Here is an 18,013-nt window from a genome sequence, read left to right on the forward strand (position 1 = left end):
ATGGACACGATCCCGTTCTTCGTCACCGGGCTCGAGGCGAGCGTGCAGACCGCGCTGCTCTCGGCGCTGGACGATCTTCCCCTGCAGAACGTCAGCGACGCCGCCCGCGCCGTCGCCGAGCCCGGGAAGCCCGCAGTCGCGGTGGTGGGCCTGAACGGCGACCCCGAGACGGCGTTCCGCTCGATCTCCGGGCTCGCGGCGGGCGGCGTGCGCGTCGCGGTGGTCGGCGCGGCGAAGGACCCGGACCTCATCCTGCGCGCGATGCGCTCCGGCGCGCGCGAGTACGTCGTGGCCGGCGAGGCCGAGCGGCTGGAGCTGGCGGTCCGCTCGCTCGTGCGCCCCACGCCCACGGCCGCGGCGAGCTCGGTGACGGCGTTCTTCCCAGCCAAGGGGGGCATGGGCGCCACGACGCTCGCCGCTAACTCCGCGGCGTCGATCGCGGCTCGCGGCGCGCGGGCGTGCCTCGTCGACCTCGAGCTGCAGCTCGGGGACGCGATGTCGCTGCTCGACCTGCAGAGCACCTACACGGTGTCCGACGTTCTCGCGAACCTTCGCCGGCTCGACCGCGACCTGCTCGACAGCTCCATCGCGCGGCACCGCGCCGGGATGAGCGTGCTCGCGCAGGGCGACCGGCTCGACGAGGCCGACAAGATCGACGCCTCCGCGATCACACAGCTCATCGGGTTTCTGCGCCAGCACTACGGGAGCGTGGTCCTCGACGGGATCCACGGCTTCGACGAGCTCTCGCTCGCCGCGCTCGACGCGTCCGATCGCGTCGTCCTGGTCGTGACGCAGGAGGTCCCGGCGGTGCGGAACGCCCAGCGCACGGTCGAGATCTTCCGGAAGCTGGGCTACGACGACTCGAAGCTGCTCCTCGTCGTCAACCGCTACCAGGCGCGCTCGAACGTCACGCGCGAGGTGGTCGCCGACACGGTCCGGCTGCCGGTCACGGCCACGGTCACGAACGACTTCGCGCTGCTCGCGAAAGCGGTCGGGCGCGGCGCGACGCTCGCCGAGGTGGGAGCCCGCGCCCCGATCACGCGCGACGTCGAGGCGCTCGCGGCGCTGCTCGACGCCGAGGGCGCGAAGTCCTCCGCGCGCACCTCGTGGTGGCGGCGGCTGACGGGAGGCGGACGTGGGACTCGGTGAGCGGTTGCGCCAGCGCGCGAGCGCGGCCCCGGCCGCCGCGGCGCTCGCGCCGGAGTCGGCGCCGGAGGTATTCCACGACCTCAAGACCGAGCTACATCGTCGCATCATCGACAAGCTCGACCTCCAGGCGTTCGAGCGGCTTCCGGCGGAGCGCCGCCGGGAGGAGCTGCGGGCGGTGCTCTCCGGCGAGATCGGTCGGTCGGAGCTGCCGCTCAACCAGCTCGAGCGGGAGCGCATGGTGGGGGAGCTCCTCGACGAGCTCACCGGCCTCGGGCCCCTCGAGCCGCTCCTCGCCGACGGGACGATCTCGGACATCCTCGTCAACACCTACTCGACCGTCTACGTCGAGCGGCGCGGCAAGCTCGAGCTCACGCAGGTCCGGTTCGGCTCGAACGGGCACCTGCAGCAGATCATCAACCGGATCGTCGCCCAGGTCGGCCGGCGCGTGGACGAGACCTCGCCGATGGTGGACGCTCGCCTCGCCGACGGCTCGCGCGTGAACGCGATCATCCCGCCGCTCGCGATCGACGGCCCCATCCTCTCGATCCGGCGCTTCGGCGTCTCCCCCCTCAAGGTCCGCGACCTCGTCTCGAACGGCGCGCTCACTCCGGAGGCGGTCGGCTTCCTGGGCGCCTGCGTCAAGGCGAAGCTGAACGTGCTCATCAGCGGCGGCACGGGCGCCGGCAAGACGACGCTCCTCAACGCGCTCTCGTCGTTCATCCCCGACGCCGAGCGCATCGTCACCATCGAGGACTCCGCCGAGCTCCAGCTCCAGCAGCGGCACGTGGTGCGGCTCGAGACGCGCCCGGCCAACATCGAGGGGAAGGGCGAGATCCTCGCGCGCGACCTCGTGAAGAACGCGCTCCGCATGCGCCCGGACCGCATCGTCGTCGGCGAGGTCCGCGGCGGCGAGGTGCTCGACATGCTGCAGGCGATGAACACGGGCCACGAGGGCTCGATGACGACCGTCCACGCGAACACGCCGCGCGACGCGCTCTCCCGCATCGAGGCCATGATCGGCATGAGCGGCGTGCCGCTCAGCGAGGGCGCGACCCGCGCCACGATCTCTCGCGCGCTCAACATCATCGCCCAGCTGAACCGCGGTACCGACGGCCGCCGTCGCATCATGTCGATCGCGGAGATCACCGGGACGGAGGGCGCCGCCATCACCATGCAGGAGATCTACCGGTTCGAGCAGCGCGGCGTGGACTCGACCGGCAAGGTCATCGGCGAGTTCATGGCGACCGGCATCCGGGCGCGGGCGATGAGCCGGATCGCGCAGTTCGGCGTGGACCCCGCGGCCATCGCCGCGCACGTGCTGGAGGAGCGCTGATGCGCGAGCTCCTGATCGCCGCGGTCGCGCTCGGCATCTTCGCGGGCGTGGAGGCCATCTACTACGGCTTCCAGTTCGTCGGCGACCGGCGCCGCGCCGAGCTGCGCCGGCGGCTGCGCGCCATCGGCAGGGAGGGTGCGCTCGACGCCGAGCTCCTCCGCCGCGGGCGCATCGCGCGCCAGGCGTGGGCCGAGGGGCTGGTGACGCCGCTCCCCGGCGTCAGCTACCTCGAAACGCTCCTCGAGCAGGCCGACTCGCGCTGGACCGTGGCGCAGCTCTTCGGGATCTCCGCCGCGGCGGCGGGGACGGGGCTGCTGCTCGGCCTCGTCCTCCGGCTCGGGCTCCCCATCGCCCTGCTGCTCGGCGTGGCGGGCGCCGGCGCGCCGCTCCTGTCCGTCCTCTCGGCCAGGAGCCGACGCAGTCGCAAGATCTCCGAGCAGCTCCCCGAGGCGCTCGAGATGATGGCGCGCTCGCTCCGGGCCGGGCACGCGCTCACCTCCGCGTTCCAGGTGGTCGCCGGCGAGATGCCCGAGCCAGTGTGCATCGAGTTCGCGCGCGGGTACGACGAGCAGCGGCTGGGGCTCTCGCTCGAGCAGGCGGTGCTTCACATGGCGGATCGCTGCCCCGGGAACTCCGACGTGAAGATCTTCGCCGTCTCGGCGGTGATCCAGCGCGAGACAGGCGGCAACCTCGCCGAGATCCTCGAGAAGATCTCGGACACCATCCGCCAGCGGTACCGCTTCTACGGCAAGCTGCGCGCCCTCACCGGTGAGGGTCGCGCGTCGGCGTGGGTGCTCGGCGTGTTGCCGATCATCGTCGCGCTCGCGGTGTCGGTGATGAACCCCGGATACCTGCGCACGCTGGCCGAGAACCCGTCGGGCCACTGGATCGTGGGCTACGCCCTGGCGAGCTGGGCCGCGGGGATCGTGTGGCTCCGAAGCCTGACGCAGCTGGAGATCTAGCGCATGCCGATCGACCCGCTCACGCTCGCGATGGGATGCCTCGCCACGATCGCCGTCGCGTCGCTCGGGGCGGCAGCACGCTCGTTCCGCGCCGGCGCCGATCCCGCGGTGCGGCGGCTTCGCGCGGCGTCGCCGGATCCCCACGCGCCCGCCGCGGCGGTGGTCTCGGGCGAGCGGCTCGACGTCGGCGCGCCGGAGGCGTCGCGCGGGAACACCTCGCAGGGTGACGAGGACGCGGCATCACGACTGCGCCGGCAGCTCGTCTGGGCGGGGTTCCGCTCGACGCGGGCGCCTCACCTGTTCGTCGCCTCCAAGGCGGTGCTCTCGTTCGGCCTGCTGTTCGGGTTCCTGTTCGTGAACGCCTCCCGGGCCGAGCCCGTGCGGTTCGCCCTCGGCATCGCGATCTGGCTGGCCGGTGCGGGCTTCTTCCTGCCCAACCTGTGGCTGTCGTCGCGCATCACCAAGCGTCTCCGCCAGATCGATCGCGCCCTCCCGGACGCGCTCGACCTGCTCGTCACGTGCGTGGAGGCGGGCCTGGGGCTCGACGCGGCGCTCCAGCGGGTGTCGGCGGAGATCGCGCTGGCGTGGCCGCTCCTCTCGAGCGAGCTGAGGCTCACGTTCCTGGAGGTGAAGGCCGGCATCCCGCGGATGGACGGGTTCCGGCGGCTCGCGGCCCGGACCGGCTCCCCCGAGCTGCGCGCGCTCGCGGCGACCCTCACGCAGACCGAGCTGTTCGGCACGAGCATCGCGTCTGCGCTGCGGGTCCAGGCCGAGGGCATCCGCATCCGCCGCATGCAGCGCGCGGAGGAGCGCGCCGCGTACGTCGCCGTGAAGATGACGCTGCCGCTCGTCCTCTGCATCCTCCCCGCGCTGTTCGCGGTCATCATCGGCCCCGCCGCGGTGAACATCATGAAGACCCTCATGCCCATGCTCGGGGGACATCGATGAACCGGTCGCGCTCGCTCGCGGTGTCCTCCGCCGTCATGCTCTCCGCCGTCCTCCTCTCCGCCTGCGCCACGACGCGTCGCGCCTCCCAGGAGGGAGTGTCCGGCGTCAGGCTCGCGGTCGCGCGCGATCTCGTCGATCGCCGCCAGTACGGCGACGCGCTCGCCGCCATCCAGGCCATCCACGAGAGCGAAGGGCGGTCGGCCGCGACGTTGACGCTCCGTGCACGGGCCTACCGCGGGCAAGGCAACACCGGCGACGCCGAGGACGATCTGCGCGAGGCGCTGCGCATGGACCGCGACTATGCCCCGGCCCACGCGGCGCTGGCGATCATGGACGACGAGGCGAAGCGCTGGGCGGACGGGGAGGGGCATCACCGGCGCGCGGCGGAGCTTGCCCCGCAGAACGCGGCGTACCTGAGCGACTGGGGCTGGGCCCTCTACCGGCAGGGGCGCACGCAGGACGCGCTCGCCCGCCTGCAGCAGGCGGTGCGGCTCGATCCGATGCCGGCGCGCTACCACAACAACCTCGGCTTCGCGTACGCGCGGGCGGGCGACTTCACGCGCGCCGCGCAGCAGTTCGCCTCCGGCGGCTCGCCGGCAGAGGCGAAGAACAACCTCGGCTACGCGTACGAGCTCGCCGGAAACCTGCCGCAGGCGTTCGCGGCGTACTCGGACGCCGTGCGGCTCGCCCCGGGCTTCGCCCGCGCGCGCGCAAACCTGGAAGAGGTCGCCAAGAAGCTCGACCGCGCGGTTCCGTCGGAGCCCGCGCGGCCGGAGAAGGTGCCCTCGGGGAGGATGCAATGAAGACGCTGGTTTTCACGGCGCTCGCCGCCCTCGCGGCCGGGTGCGCGAGAGAGCACCTGACGGAGACGCATGGCCGGGCCATGCGGGAGATCTTCGTCGCGCAGCAAGCGAACCCCGGCGCGCCTCGCGTGCCCGCGCCCGCGGCGCTCAACGGCCTCGACTCGCAGGAGGCGACGATCATCGCGGAGACCTACCGCAAGAGCCTCGCGCCGAAGGGAGAGAAGGTCGAGGAGCCGCAGGTCCTCATGCTGACCCCCCAGACCACTCGCGACCGGCAGCGGCCGCTCGCGCCGTCGGTGCCCCCCAGCCGGTGAGAGGGACGTCATGCGCGCGCGAGGAACGAGGCGGGAGCGCGGAGCGGTCGCGGTGATCGTCGCGATCATGCTGCTCGTGCTCGGCGGGTTCATGGCGCTCTCGCTCAACGTCGGGCACCTGATGTCCGTCCGGGGGGAGCTGCAGAACGCGAGTGACGCGGGCGCGCTCGGGGGCGCGTGGGATCTGGACGGCACGGCCGAGGGGGTCGCGAAGGCGCGCCTCGCCGCGTTCGACTACACGGGCCGGCACTCGACGGACATCCAGCAGCTCAAGAACTCCGACACCACCGTCGAGTTCGGGTACTGGAGCGTGAACTCGAAGAAGTTCTTCCCCATCGCGGACCCCACCGCGACCGTCGACCTCCTGCACGCCACGAACGCGGTGCACGTCACCGCCACCCGGGCGGGCAACAATCCCGCCCCGGTGTTCTTTCCGGTGTTCGCCGGAGGCAAGAACACGGCCGACGTCGGCGCCGACGCGATCGCCGTGCGGGGGGGGCCGTGCGAGGAGAAGTGCGGCCTGCCGCTCGCGTTCGCGAAGTGCCAGATCCTGAACGCGACCGGCGGCCTCAAGACCTGCGAGGAGGGCCTGCCGCTCTACTTTCACAGCGACTCTTCCGACAACATCGGCTTCACCGTGCTGAACCAGTACCCGGACGTCAGCACGAGCTACATCCGCATGATGCTCGACGGGTTCAAGACCGACCCCCCGACCTGCGGGTCGCCCATTTTCGCGGATCCGAACGTCCTCATCGAGGTCTCGAACGGCTCGAACCTGAACCCGACGATCGACGACTTCGCGTTCCTGGTGGGCAAGGGGCCGTATCCCGTCCCCATCATGGACCTCCCCTGCGAGGCTCCGCCGCCGAGCGGGACGTGCTCGACCACCGGGGGGACGGACTCGAAGTTCGTGAAGTCCGCGCCGCTCGTCGCGTTCGCGAGCGTGACGGTCGCCTACGCAGGTCTGGTGAAGAACTTCCCGAAGGACCAGCCGCTCCCGCCGGGCTCGGAGTGCTGGCAGAAGAACTCCAAGGTGCTGGTCCTGACGCTCCACTGCGACGTACCGACGAAGGCGACGGCCGGCTGCGAGTTCTTCGGGCTCCTTCCTCCCCCTAAGCTCGTGCACTGACCGGCGCAGGAGGCCGTATGAGCCGACTCCTTCACGTCGCCCTGCGCGCGCTCTGGGCGGACGAATCGGCGCCCACGACCGTGGAGTACGCGATCATGGCCGCGGGGATCGCCGTCGCGATCTTCGTGGCTGTGGGGTCGCTGGGCGGGGCGGTGAACGGGCTGTTCGATCAGATCGCGACGACGTGGCCGTGAGTCTCGCGGCCCCAGCCGTGGTTTCTGCCGAACGTGACACGAGCGCCCCCACGTCTGGCGCGGCGTTCGTGTTCGTCTCGACCTGGGCGCTGCTCGCGCTCGGCGCAGGCTCGAAGCTGCTGCAGGACCCGGGCACGCTCTGGCACACGCTCACGGGCGAGCGGATCCTCGGCGGGGGCTTCCCGCACCAGGACTGGCTCAGCTTCACGTTCGGCGGCCATCCGTGGATCGCCCACCAGTGGCTCGGCGAGTGCCTGATGGCCGCGCTCCACCGGATCGGCGGGCTCGACGCGCTCGTCGTCGCGACCGCCGGCGGGATCGCGCTCCTCTTCGCCTGGCTCCATGCCCGCCTCGTCGCCTCGGGAGTGAGCGCGCTCTGGGCCGTCCTGGTGGTCGCGCTCACCGCGGTCGCGACCTCGCATCATTTCCACGTGCGGCCGCACATGCTCTCCTTGTTCGCGTTCGCCTGGCTGTACGGGAGGCTCGCGGACGTCGACGCCGGCAGGCGAAGCCTCGCCGCGCTCTGGCCAGCTCCGCTCGTGTTCCTCGCATGGGTGAACGCGCACGGGGCCGCCGTCGGGGGCCTCGCGACGCTCGCCCTGTTCGCGCTCGCCTGGCTCGGCGCCGCGGCCGTGGGGGCGCGGTCCCCGATCCGCGGAGCGCGCGCGGCCGCGGCCATCGCCGCGCTCCTCGTCGCGTGCGTCGCCACCGTGCCGCTGACCCCGTACGGCCTCGACACCGCGCGCACGTGGTCCGCGATCCTCGATTCGCAGGCGCTGCCCCGGCTCATCATCGAGCACGCCTCGCTCGTGCGAACGGGATCGTGGCAGGTGCTCGCCCTCGCGGCGGTGTACCTGGCTGCCCTCGCGGGCGCCTCGCGCCGCGACCTGCGCGCGACGAGCCTCGTGCCGCTCGTCTGGCTCGCGCTCGCGTTCGACCGCATCCGCCACGCGCCGTTCTTCGCCGTCGCCGCGGCGATCGCGCTCGCCGAGCTCCTCCCGAACGCCCGCTGGGTGGAGGCGCTCGCGCGCCGCGGCTTCCGGGTGCAGGGCGGCCCGGGGTCGATGCCGGGGCGTCGCTTCGCCTTGGGTGCGCTCGCAGCCATCGCGGCCGCCGTGATCGCGGTCGGAGCGCTCTGGGCGCGCTCGCCGGATGGCGCACCGGTGCTCGCTCGCCTCGACAAGAACCGCTGGCCCGTGGAGCTCCTGCCCGCGCTCCGTGCCGCAGCGCGCGACGCGCCCTCGGGTGCGCCCATCCTGAACGACATGCCCTTCGGGGCCTTCGTCGCCTACGAGACCCCCCGGCTGCGCATCTTCGTGGACGATCGCTGGGAGCTGTACGGAGACGACTTCATGCTGGGGTACGTCCGCGCAGAGCCGAGCTGGCTCGACGGGTGGGTGGCCCGCTCGGGCGTGAGCCTCGCGCTCGTGCAGAACGGCTCTCGCCTCCAGCACTACCTCGAGCGCGACGGCCGCTGGAGCGTGGTGGCGACCTCGAGCGCGGGGGCGCTCTACCGGCGCGCCTCCCTGGCGCGCGCGCCGTGACTGCTCGCACGTCCGGGCCAGCAGCCAGCCAGTTCGGGGAGGCCCGCTTGCAGGCGGCGGGCTAGCGATATTTCCGCTCGCAGCGCGAGAAGCGAGGCTTTCCGGGACCGGCGAAGGGATCGAGGCAAGCGAGCTCCAGCGTGCCGCCCGCGGGGAGGATGGAGGCGCAGATCGTCCCCGCCGGCCGGCCGTCCGTGCAGGGGCGCAACGTCCAGATCGGGAAGGACAGCTCGGGAGCGCGGTAGCCGCCGAGCTCGATGTCGGCGAAGTCGCCCCGAGCGGCCACCACGATCCCGTTGCCGGGTGCGGCCCGGATCCGGAACGCGGTGGACGAGGGCTCGTAGTTCCCCCACGCGAAGCACCGGCCCGCGCACGCCCGGTCGACGACGTGGGTGAACGGCGCGACGCGGGAGGGCGGAGAAGCGATGGCCCCGACGATGCGTGACCCGCGCGGCAGCTCTCGCGCGGCCGCGTTGACCTGCCCCTGGAACGAGGAGAGGGCGGTCCAGTCGAGCGAGAGGGTCGCGACCCAGCACGCGGCGAGGGCGATCGTCGCCGCGAGCTGGCGGCCCGAGCGCGGCGCGCACGCCGCCACGCCGGTCCACGCGATGCCCACGAGGACGGAGCTTCGCTGGACGAGGTAGCTCGCGGGTACGTCGAACCCCGGGAACAGGATCGCGTCCGGGAGGATCACGCCGCTGGCCGTGGCGAGCACGGCGACGGCGAACACGGGGTGCTCGAGCGCGGCGTTCCCGACCTCACGGAGCCAGCGCCGGATCACGACCGCCCACAGGGCCAGCAGCGCGAGCATGAACAGCCGGTACTTCGCGTCGAACACCCAGAGCTGGTCGGCGCCCGAGACGGTGGCCCACTGGTCGGTCGAGTAGAGCGAGCGGCGCGAGATGCGGAGGGCCGCCGCCGCCGCGGCCTCGACTCCGAGCGCGGCCGCGAGGAGGACCCCCGGGCGCGCGACCCGTTCCCGTACGGCGAGCGCCAGCGCGGTCGCCGCCCCCACCCCCGCGACCGGCAACGGGCTCCCGGTCACCGCGAGCGCGAGGAGCGGGGCCGCCAGGCTGAGCCGCACGGGCCAGCGCGCGCTGGACAGGACGGCCGCGCCCGCGAGCATCGAGAGCGATGCTGCGGCGGTCCAGTTCGACAGGCCCATGTGGAAGTTCCACCCGAGCGCCAGCATCCCGAGCACGGGGAGCCATTCCCAGGCGGGCCGCCCCGACAGCGCCCGGCAGAACAGGAACGAGGACCAGAGCGAAAGGTGCGCTGTCGCGACGAGGGCGACCTTCTCGACCTGGCCGGGAGTGAGGACGCGAACGAGGGCGCCGAGCACCCGGTCCACGAGCACGTTCGTCGTGGGGGCCGCGAGCCAGAGCCCGCCGGCCTCGCCACGCTCGATGAGCAGCGCGAGCCAGGCGTTGTAGACGTGGCTGTGCAGGTCTCCCGACGGGAACTCGGAGACGAGCAGGGGCGGCAGCGTGACGAGCGCGACTACCACCGCCGTGATCCCCGCACGCACCGCGAGCGCGGGCGCCTGGTCGACGCGTCCCGTGGGTCCGGCCTGCACGCCCTCATCATCCCATGGTGCGATCGGCTTCATCAACGTGGGTCGCTTCAGGGCCGTGCGCGGTCGAGGTCCGAGGCGCAGCGGTCGACGGTGCCGGAGCCGACGAGCCGGACGAACGGATCGACGCAGCTGGGCAGGAGGACCTCGCCCGGCGTCGCCCGCGACGCGCAGAGGCGCGCGTCCGGACCGCCGCGGCGGCACGGACCGATCTTCCACAGCTCCAGCGGCGGCGGCGGAACGCGATAGGCGCCCGCGTCGAACGCGAGGAACGCGTCGGTCGTTCCGATGACGAAGGGGTTCTCGGCGGAGGCCCTCATCCGGAAGGCGCGCGTGGGCGCCTCGTAGTTCCCCCACGCGAAGCAGCGCCCGGTGCAGGCGAGGTCGAGCGACCTGTGTAGCGGGTACCGGCCGGGGCCGAAGACAGTTGCCACGACGCGCCCTCCCATCGGGACGTCGTGGACGGCGGCCTCCATCGTCTCGTGAAAGGCAGACAGCCTCGCCCAGTCCACGAGCACGAGCGCGGTCCAGGAACCCGTGACGGCGCACAGCAGCGCGAGCCGTCGCGGCGAGAACCGGGCCTGGGCTGCGACGGCGATCCACCCGACGCCGGCGAGGAGAGAGGCGCGTCGCGAGAGATAGAACGCGGGGACCTCGTACCCAGGGAACAGCAGCGTGTCGGGAGTGCCCGCGGCGCACGCGGCGGAGAAGAGCGCTACCGCGATCGCAGGGCCGGCGAGCGCCCCCTCGCGATGCGCGTCGCGGATTGCCCAGGCGAGCACCGCGGCGAGGAGGAGCGTGAAGAGCGCGTACTTGGCGTCGAACACCCAGAGCTGATCCGCGCCCGAGAACGCGAGCAGTTGACCGCTCCGGTAGGCGCCGATCCCGGAGGCCACCACGGCTGCTCCGACCGCCAGGGCGCCGCCCGCGGAAGCCACTACGATCGGCACCGGGCGCAGCCCCGGACGCCGGAGCAGCCAGACGATCGCGCCGGTCGCGAGCCCCCAGGCTGCCGGCAGCGGATTGCCGATCGCCGCGAGGGCCAGGATGAGCAAACCGGCGACGAGGCGTCGCGCGTGCACACGCGCTCCGAACAGCAGGCTCACGGCGAGCAGCGAGAGGGCCGCCGACGCGAACCAGTTCGAGAGGCCGGTCTGGAACGCCCATCCGATGGTCAGGACGGCGAGCGCGGGCAGCCACTCCCAGGCCCTCCGCCCGGAGAGGTTCCGGACGAAGAGGAACGCCGACCCGAAGAACAGGTTGGCGAGGACGACGAGCACGACGCGCTCCGCGTGGCGGGGAGACAGGACGAGGAGCAGCCCTTCCAGCGGTACGTCGACGAGGCGGTTCGTCCAGCCCGGCGCGAGCCACAGCCCCGGCGCCTCGCCGCGCTCGACGAGCGACGCGAGCCACGCATTGTAGACGTGGCTGTGCAGATCGCCCGCGGGGAAGTACGGCACCAGCGCCGGGGCGTTCACCACGGCGAGGGAGGCGAGGAAGATCCAGAGGTCGACGCGCGAGAGCCAGCGCTGACGAGGGGGAGCCGTCGTGCCCTGCGGCTCCATCGCGATCAGGCCGGTAGCCCGTCCAGGAACTTCTGCAGCGCCGCGTTGAACCCCTCCGTCGCCTCCAGGTTCGCGAGGTGCCCCGCCTTCTTCAGCTTCACGAGCTTCGCGCCCTTCACCGCCTTCGCCATCTTCTCGGACTCGGCCGGCGGCGTGAGGGAATCCTCCTCGCCCACGATGACGAGGGTCGGGCAGGTGATCTTCGCGAGCGTGGGCGTCGAGTCGGGGCGCTGCGCCATCCCGCGCTGCGCCGCGGCCACGCCGGCGGGCGTGCCGCGGCGGATGAGGTCCCGCACCTCCTTCACGACCGCCGGATCGGGGTCGGGCCGGAGGAGCTTCGGGACCATCTCGTCCGCCACCCACCCGAGCCCCTTCTCGAGCGCGGTCTTGGCGAACTTCTCCCGCCCGGCCTTCCCCTCGTCCGTGTCGGCCGTCGCCTTCGTGTCGCAGAGCGCGAGCCCGCGGAAGAACCCCGGGATCTGCCGGTACAGCTCGAACGACAGGTAGCCGCCCATCGACAGGCCTGCGACGGCCGCGCGCTCCACGCGAAGGTGCGCGAGCAGCGCCCGCACGTCCTCGGCGAGCACCTGCATCGTGGACGCCTCGCCGCGCGGAGTGGACTGGCCGAGCCCGCGGTAGTCCGGCGCGACGATCCGCCAGCGCCCCTCGAGCGCCGCGATCTGGCGCTGCCACATGCCGGAGTTGAGCGGGAAGGCGTGCAGGAGGAGCAGCACGTCCTTGTTGCCGGTCCCCGCGTCGCGGTAGTTGAGCTCCGTGCCGTTCACGTTTGCGATGGGCATGACTCAACGTTTATCCCTTTTCGGCCTGGTTGCCGGACGTCCCTGCGGGGCCGGGCCGCCCTGGCCCCTACCTCGGGCTTCGGCAGGCTCGGCCCGGGCGGGCAGGGGGCGCCAGCCGTCGCCGGCGATACCGAGCGGCCAAGTTCGTCCGGGGCGGTTATGAATGAGGCCGCCGTCGCGACCGGCGACGGAGCAAGGAACGGGATGGTGAACCAGGATACGGCTGCTCGTCCGGCCACCCAGGCGGGGACGAGCGAGGGCATCGGCTACTTCGCGCGCTTCGGCGTTACCGAGCGGATGATCGCGCAGACGCTCGCGACCGCGCTCACGCGGGGCGGCGAGCACGCGGACGTCTTCTTCCAGCACCGCGTAGGGTCCGATCTCGGCCTCGAGGACGGCGCGGTGAACCGCGCCTACGCGACGGTGGAGCTGGGCGTCGGCGTGCGGGTCGTGAAGGGCGACCAGACGGGCTACGGCTACACGGAGGACCTCTCCCTGCCGGCGCTCCTCGAGTGCGCCCGCACCGCGGCGGCGATCGCGGACGGCCCCTCGCGGCCCGTCCCGGAGCGGCTCCACGTCCGGGCCGGCCTGCCCGATCGGTACCCGCTCATCCGCCCGTGGGAGGAGATCCGGCCCCAGGAGAAGCTGCCGCTCCTCGCGGGCCTCAACGAGCGCGCGTTCGCCGCGGACGAGCGCATCAAGAAGGTGAACCTCTTCCTGCGCGACGAGTCGGGCGCGATCCTCATCGCCGACTCCTCCGGCCGCATCGTCGAGGACCGTCAGCCGATGACGCTCCTCTACCTGTCGGTGCTCGCCGAGGCGAACGGCCGCCGCGAGCAGAACGGCTACAACGTCGCCGGCCGCGCGGGCTTCGACTTCTACTCGCCGGAGCGGCTCGACCGCGTGGTGCGCGAGGCGGTCGCCCGCACCACGATCCTGTTCGACGCGGTGACGCCGCCCGCCGGCGAGATGCCGGTGGTCCTCGCCGCCGGCTCCTCCGGCATCCTGCTCCACGAGGCGATCGGCCACGGCATGGAGGCGGACTTCAACCGCAAGGGCGTCTCGATCTACGCCGACAAGATCGGCAAGCGGATCGCCCAGCCCTTCGTGCAGATCGTGGACGACGCCGCCAACGCGGGCGCGCGCGGCGCGATCAACGTGGACGACGAGGGCAACGACGCCGGCACGACGCACCTCGTGCAGGACGGCGTGCTCACGACCTACCTGCACGACGCCATCTCGGCGCGCCACTTCGGCGTGCGGCCCACCGGGAACGGCCGGCGCGAGAGCTACCGCCACGCGCCGCTGCCGCGCATGCGCTCCACCTACATGCTGCCTGGGCCGCACCGCACCGAGGAGATCATCCGCTCGGTGAAGAAGGGCATCTACTGCATGAACTTCTCGAACGGCCAGGTGAACATCGGCGCGGGCGACTTCACGTTCTACGTGAAGAACGGCTACCTCATCGAGGACGGCAAGCTCACGCGGCCGGTGAAGGACGTGAACATCATCGGCAATGGCCCGCAGGCGCTCGAGCGCGTGGACATGGTCTCGGACGACCTCGCCATCGACGAGGGCGGCTGGACCTGCGGCAAGGACGGGCAGAGCGTGCCCGTCTCGCAGGGCCTCCCCACCGTGCGCGTCTCGTCGATGACGGTCGGCGGCCGCGGCACGTGATCCTCTTCGCGCCCGTGGCTCGACCTGCTCGCCACGAGCGGGCCCACGCGACTCCTCTGCTCCGCTCGCCCTGAGCCTGGCGAAGGGCGAGCGGAAGAACGGAAGAACGGTCCTCCATGTCCGACCTCCTCGACATCACCCGCCGCGCCGCCGCGCTCGCGCGCGAGAAGGGCGCGACCGACGCGTCCGCAGGCTCCTACCGCGCCCGCCACGTCGAGGTCGCCTGGCGCGACGGGAAGGTGGAGAAGGTCTCCGAGGCCACGACCCGCGGCCTGGGCCTGGACCTGTACGTCGACGGCCGCTACGCCGCCGTCTCGACGAGCGACCTGCGCCCCGACGCGCTCGACCGCTTCGTGGAGGACGCCGTCGCGCTCGCCCGCACGCTCGCGCCGGATCCGCACCGGCGGCTGCCCGACCCGGAGCTCTACCGCGGCCAGGCGAACGTCGACCTACAGCTCGAGGATCCCGACTACGGGAAGGTCGACGCCACGCGGCGGCGCGCCGAGGCGGAGGCGATCGAGGCCGCGGCCCGCGGCGTGCCCGGCGCGAGCGCGATCCTGTCCGTCACCACGAGCGTCTCCGACACGCGCTCCGAGAGCGCCCTCGTGCAGACGAACGGCTTCGAGGGCCAGCGGCGGGGGACCGACTTCTGGATCGGCGCCGAGGTGACGGTCCTGGATCCCGACGGCCGCCGGCCGGAGGAGTACGCGGCCTCGGGTGGACGGTTCCGGAGCGCGATGGAGACGCCGGAGGCGATCGGCCGCCGGGCCGCCGAGCGGGCCATCGCCCGCATCGGAACCCGCAAGGGCGAGTCGGCGGTGCTCACCATGGCGCTCGACAACCGCGCGTCCGGCAGGATGGTCGGCATGCTCTTCGGCCCGCTCGCCGCGGCGGCCATCCAGCAGAAGCGCTCGTTCCTCGAGGGCAAGATCGGCGTGCAGCTCGGCAGCCCGCTGCTCACCGTGAAGGACGATCCGCTCGTGCCGCGCGGCCTCGGCTCGCGCCTCTACGACGGCGAGGGGATCGCAGCGCGGCCGTTCCCGGTCTTCGAGGAGGGCGTGCTGCGCAGCTACTACGTCGACACGTATTACGGGCGGAAGCTCGGCCTCCCGCCCACCACCTCGCGCAGCTCGAATCTCGCGTGGGCGCTGGGCGGAAGGTCGCAGGCACAGCTTCTCACCGACCTCGGCGAGGGCGTGCTCGTCACCGGCTTCCTGGGCGGCAACTCGAACGGAACGACCGGCGACTTCTCGCTGGGCGTGCGTGGTTTCCGCGTGCGCGGCGGCCGGCTCGCGGAGCCGGTGGGTGAGATGAACGTCTCGGGCAACCACCTCGAGCTGTGGAAGCGGCTCGCCGCGGTAGGTGACGACCCGTACCCCTACTCGGCGATGCGGACGCCGACGCTCGTCTTCGAAGGGGTTCAGTTCGCCGGTACGTGAACACGGACGGGGAGTCCGAGGTCGCTCGCCCGGACCCGGAGTCAAGGGACTGGCCCGCCGGCGGCGCGTGCACGTCCTCGCCTCGCGTTCGGCCGGACGTGCCGCAGGGGAGCCCGCGCAAGGCGCGCGCTCGATCGGTCCCTGTCGAGGACAGGAGCCGGACTTCCATGAGCCGTTTGGGGCATACCCGCGCCTCCGCGCGGCGCCGATTTGCCTCCCGGTCCAACCATCCGTAATTCTTATCCAGAATGGTCTCCGTACTTGTGGTGGACGATGAGAGCGACATCCGCGAAGCCGTGGCGGAGGTCCTGGCGGACGAGGGCTACGTGGTCCACGGCGCCGGGGACGGCGCCGAGGCCCTTCGCAAGGCGCGCGCCGTCCACCCGAACATCGTCCTGCTCGATCTCATGATGCCCGGCATGAACGGCTGGGAGTTCCGCGCCGCGCAGAAGGGCGATCCGGAGCTGTCGGACATCCCGGTGGTCGTGCTCTCCGCGCTCGGCCGCGTGGCCGGCATGGACGCGGCGGGCTTCATCCAGAAGCCGTTCGATCTCGACGAGCTGCTCGACGCGGTCCGCGAGTACGCCGACGGTCACGCGGGCGGCAGCGGCGGGCGGATCGACTCGCCCCACGCGCCGATGTAGCCCCTCGGCCGCCCTCAGCGCCCCGCGTCCTCCATCAACCAGGCGATCGACGCCTCGGCCTCGCGCTGCAGCGCCGCCAGATCCTCCGTGAAGAGGTGAGTGGCGTTCGGGACCGCCGCGATCCGCCGCGGCCCGCGCGATCCCGCGAGCGCGAGCCGCACCTCGTCCGGCGTGCCGAACTCGTCGTTCGCCGCCTGCACGATCGCGACCGGCTTCTCCACCGCGGTCACGAGCGCCGTGTCGCGGACGAGGTCGGCATCGGCGGAGCGCAGGGCGAGCCCGGCGAGGAGCAGGCCGCGCACGCTCGCGTCGGCGCCGCCCGCGAGCACCGCCATCCACGCGCCGAACGAGAAGCCGCCCGCGAGGCGGGGGAGCTCCGGCCGCTCGCGTGCGAGCCAGGCGAGGGCCGCGCGCGCGTCGTCGGCCTCGCCCCGGCCGCGGTCGTAGGCGCCGGCGCTGCGCCCCACGCCGCGGAAGTTGAAGCGGAGCGCGACGCCGCCCGCGGCGCGGACCGCCTTCGCGAGCCGGTGGGCGGCGTGCGTGTGCAGCGTGCCGCCGAAGCGCGGGTGAGGGTGGCACACCATCGCCGCGAAGCGCGGCGCGCCGCCCGCGGGGAGGCCGAGGGGCTCCTCGACGAGCGCCTCCAGCCGGCCGGCGGGTCCTGGGATGTCCACCTGCACTGGAGGCGCCTCCGGGGAGCGCGGCGCGAGGCCGGCCCGAGCGCCGGCCCGCCGTCGATCAGGAGAGCAGCGACTCGAACAGCCGCCGCCCGTCGTCGCGCCCGAGGATCGCCTCGGCCGCGCGCTCCGGGTGCGGCATGAGCCCGACGACGTTCCGGCGCGGCCCCCCGCAGATGCCGGCGATGTCGCGCGCGGCGCCGTTCGGCGCGCCGCCCACGTAGCGGAACACGACGCTGCCCTCGCCTTCGAGGCGGTCGAGCGTCTCCGCGTCGGCGAAGTAGTTCCCCTCCGCGTGCGCGACCGGCATCGTGAGCGTCTGGCCGGCGAGGCCGCGGGTGAGCGGCGTCTCGCCGCCCTCGACGCGGAGCGTGACGTCGCGGCAGATGAACTTGAGCGAGGCGTTCCGCATGAGCACGCCGGGCAGGAGCCCCGACTCGCAGAGGATCTGGAAGCCGTTGCAGATGCCGAGGACCGGCCGGCCCTGCTTCGCGAACTCGACCACATCCTCCATCACCGGCGAGAAGCGCGCGAGCGCCCCGCAGCGGAGGTAGTCGCCGTAGCTGAAGCCGCCGGGGAGGATCACGGCGTCGAGCCCGGCGGGGAGCCGGTCCTTGTGCCAGACGTACTCGGCCGGCGCGCCGCAGGCGTGCTTCACCACGTGGTAGACGTCGTGGTCGCAGTTCGAGCCGGGGAAGGTGACGATCCCGATCTTCATGGTCTCTCGCTCGGGTCGAGCGCCGTGGGCCGCTCGTGCTCAGGCCTGACGAAGCACGAGCGTCGGCCTCACAGCTCGATCCGGAAGTCCTCGATGACCGTGTTCGCGAGGAGCTTCTTGCACATCTCCTCGAGCCGCCTGCGCTCCTCCGCCTCCGGCGCCTTCTCGTCGATCGTGACCTCGATGTACTTCCCGAGGCGGACGTCGGAGACCTCGCCGTAGCCCATCGCGTGGAGCGCCCGGTTCACCGCCGAGCCCTGGGGGTCGAGCACTCCCCGCTTGAGCGTGACGTACACCCGCGCCTTCTTCGCCATGCGCGGCTTTATAACAGATCCACCCCCGCCGCGTTCCCGCCCTTTTGCTAGGGTTCCGGGGCCAAATGCCCCCCGCCCCCGACCTCCGCCAGTTCCTCCTCCTCGCCGCCGCGGCCGCCGCGCTCCTCGCGGTCCGCGCCGTGGTGGCGGCGCTCGAGGCGGCGCTCGTCGCGGTCGGCACGCCGCGCGCCCGGGAGCTCGCCGACGCCCCCTCGGCCGGCCGGCGCGCG

At 72.6% G+C, this 18,013-nt stretch carries 18 protein-coding genes; 12 read left to right on the forward strand and 6 right to left on the reverse strand.

Annotated features, from left to right (window positions below; genetic code table 11):
• From MNZ29_RS00640 to MNZ29_RS00680, 9 genes are read left to right on the forward strand one after another with little or no spacing between them, the layout of a single operon-like run.
• Positions 1-1,149 carry an AAA family ATPase gene (locus tag MNZ29_RS00640; RefSeq protein WP_242333421.1) on the forward strand — a complete coding sequence of 383 codons (1,149 nt, stop codon included), beginning with the start codon at positions 1-3 and terminating at the stop codon, positions 1,147-1,149.
• The gene (locus MNZ29_RS00645; protein ID WP_242333423.1) at positions 1,136-2,482 is read left to right on the forward strand and encodes a CpaF family protein; all 1,347 of its coding nucleotides are present in this window, start codon (positions 1,136-1,138) and stop codon (positions 2,480-2,482) included. Before MNZ29_RS00640 ends, MNZ29_RS00645 begins: the two co-directional genes overlap by 14 nt.
• Positions 2,482-3,444: a type II secretion system F family protein gene (locus MNZ29_RS00650; protein ID WP_242333425.1), complete on the forward strand. Its 963-nt coding sequence runs from the start codon at positions 2,482-2,484 to the stop codon at positions 3,442-3,444. Before MNZ29_RS00645 ends, MNZ29_RS00650 begins: the two co-directional genes overlap by 1 nt.
• Positions 3,445-3,447: 3 nt before the next feature.
• Positions 3,448-4,392 carry a type II secretion system F family protein gene (locus tag MNZ29_RS00655; RefSeq protein WP_242333427.1) on the forward strand — a complete coding sequence of 315 codons (945 nt, stop codon included), beginning with the start codon at positions 3,448-3,450 and terminating at the stop codon, positions 4,390-4,392.
• Positions 4,389-5,195 carry a tetratricopeptide repeat protein gene (locus tag MNZ29_RS00660; protein ID WP_242333429.1) on the forward strand — a complete coding sequence of 269 codons (807 nt, stop codon included), beginning with the start codon at positions 4,389-4,391 and terminating at the stop codon, positions 5,193-5,195. Before MNZ29_RS00655 ends, MNZ29_RS00660 begins: the two co-directional genes overlap by 4 nt.
• On the forward strand, positions 5,192-5,509 hold the full coding sequence (locus tag MNZ29_RS00665; RefSeq protein WP_242333430.1) for a hypothetical protein: 318 nt from the start codon (positions 5,192-5,194) through the stop codon (positions 5,507-5,509). The genes MNZ29_RS00660 and MNZ29_RS00665 overlap by 4 nt, the downstream gene beginning before the upstream one ends.
• 10 nt (positions 5,510-5,519) lie before the next feature.
• The gene (locus MNZ29_RS00670) at positions 5,520-6,638 is read left to right on the forward strand and encodes a TadG family pilus assembly protein (RefSeq protein WP_242352189.1); all 1,119 of its coding nucleotides are present in this window, start codon (positions 5,520-5,522) and stop codon (positions 6,636-6,638) included.
• A 17-nt stretch (positions 6,639-6,655) separates the two neighbouring features.
• Positions 6,656-6,832, forward strand: a complete 177-nt coding sequence (locus tag MNZ29_RS00675) for a Flp family type IVb pilin (RefSeq protein ID WP_242333433.1) — start codon at positions 6,656-6,658, stop codon at positions 6,830-6,832.
• 17 nt (positions 6,833-6,849) lie between these two features.
• The gene (locus tag MNZ29_RS00680) at positions 6,850-8,376 is read left to right on the forward strand and encodes a hypothetical protein (RefSeq protein WP_242352192.1); all 1,527 of its coding nucleotides are present in this window, start codon (positions 6,850-6,852) and stop codon (positions 8,374-8,376) included.
• Between the two features lie 61 nt (positions 8,377-8,437).
• Here the strand turns inward: MNZ29_RS00680 and MNZ29_RS00685 are convergent, their stop codons facing one another.
• The 3 genes from MNZ29_RS00685 to MNZ29_RS00695 are packed head-to-tail and all read right to left on the reverse strand — an operon-like array spanning position 8,438 to position 12,314.
• Positions 8,438-9,952: a hypothetical protein gene (locus MNZ29_RS00685; protein ID WP_242352195.1), complete on the reverse strand. Its 1,515-nt coding sequence runs from the start codon at positions 9,950-9,952 to the stop codon at positions 8,438-8,440.
• A 47-nt stretch (positions 9,953-9,999) separates the two neighbouring features.
• Positions 10,000-11,514: a hypothetical protein gene (locus tag MNZ29_RS00690; protein WP_242352198.1), complete on the reverse strand. Its 1,515-nt coding sequence runs from the start codon at positions 11,512-11,514 to the stop codon at positions 10,000-10,002.
• Positions 11,515-11,519: 5 nt separating this feature from the next.
• Positions 11,520-12,314: an alpha/beta fold hydrolase gene (locus tag MNZ29_RS00695; RefSeq protein ID WP_242352202.1), complete on the reverse strand. Its 795-nt coding sequence runs from the start codon at positions 12,312-12,314 to the stop codon at positions 11,520-11,522.
• A gap of 204 nt (positions 12,315-12,518) precedes the next feature.
• Here MNZ29_RS00695 and MNZ29_RS00700 point away from each other — a divergent pair, with 204 nt between their 5' ends.
• The 3 genes from MNZ29_RS00700 (at position 12,519) to MNZ29_RS00710 (ending at position 16,074) form a co-directional block, all read left to right on the forward strand.
• On the forward strand, positions 12,519-13,991 hold the full coding sequence (locus tag MNZ29_RS00700; RefSeq protein ID WP_242352205.1) for a TldD/PmbA family protein: 1,473 nt from the start codon (positions 12,519-12,521) through the stop codon (positions 13,989-13,991).
• 116 nt (positions 13,992-14,107) lie between these two features.
• Positions 14,108-15,430, forward strand: coding sequence for a TldD/PmbA family protein (locus MNZ29_RS00705; protein WP_242352208.1), 1,323 nt, complete (start codon positions 14,108-14,110; stop codon positions 15,428-15,430).
• A gap of 248 nt (positions 15,431-15,678) precedes the next feature.
• Positions 15,679-16,074, forward strand: coding sequence for a response regulator transcription factor (locus tag MNZ29_RS00710; protein ID WP_242333447.1), 396 nt, complete (start codon positions 15,679-15,681; stop codon positions 16,072-16,074).
• 14 nt (positions 16,075-16,088) lie between these two features.
• On the opposite strand, the gene MNZ29_RS00715 is transcribed toward MNZ29_RS00710, so the two are convergent.
• The 3 genes from MNZ29_RS00715 to purS form a co-directional block, all read right to left on the reverse strand.
• Positions 16,089-16,748: an alpha/beta hydrolase gene (locus MNZ29_RS00715; protein WP_242352212.1), complete on the reverse strand. Its 660-nt coding sequence runs from the start codon at positions 16,746-16,748 to the stop codon at positions 16,089-16,091.
• A 64-nt stretch (positions 16,749-16,812) separates the two neighbouring features.
• Positions 16,813-17,469: a phosphoribosylformylglycinamidine synthase subunit PurQ gene (purQ, locus tag MNZ29_RS00720; protein ID WP_242333450.1), complete on the reverse strand. Its 657-nt coding sequence runs from the start codon at positions 17,467-17,469 to the stop codon at positions 16,813-16,815.
• A 68-nt stretch (positions 17,470-17,537) separates the two neighbouring features.
• On the reverse strand, positions 17,538-17,783 hold the full coding sequence (purS, locus tag MNZ29_RS00725; RefSeq protein ID WP_242333452.1) for a phosphoribosylformylglycinamidine synthase subunit PurS: 246 nt from the start codon (positions 17,781-17,783) through the stop codon (positions 17,538-17,540).
• Positions 17,784-18,013 lie beyond the last annotated feature (230 nt).

Origin of the sequence: Anaeromyxobacter sp. SG64, assembly GCF_022690745.1 — a bacterium.
Classification (GTDB): Bacteria; Myxococcota; Myxococcia; order Myxococcales; family Anaeromyxobacteraceae; genus Anaeromyxobacter; species Anaeromyxobacter soli.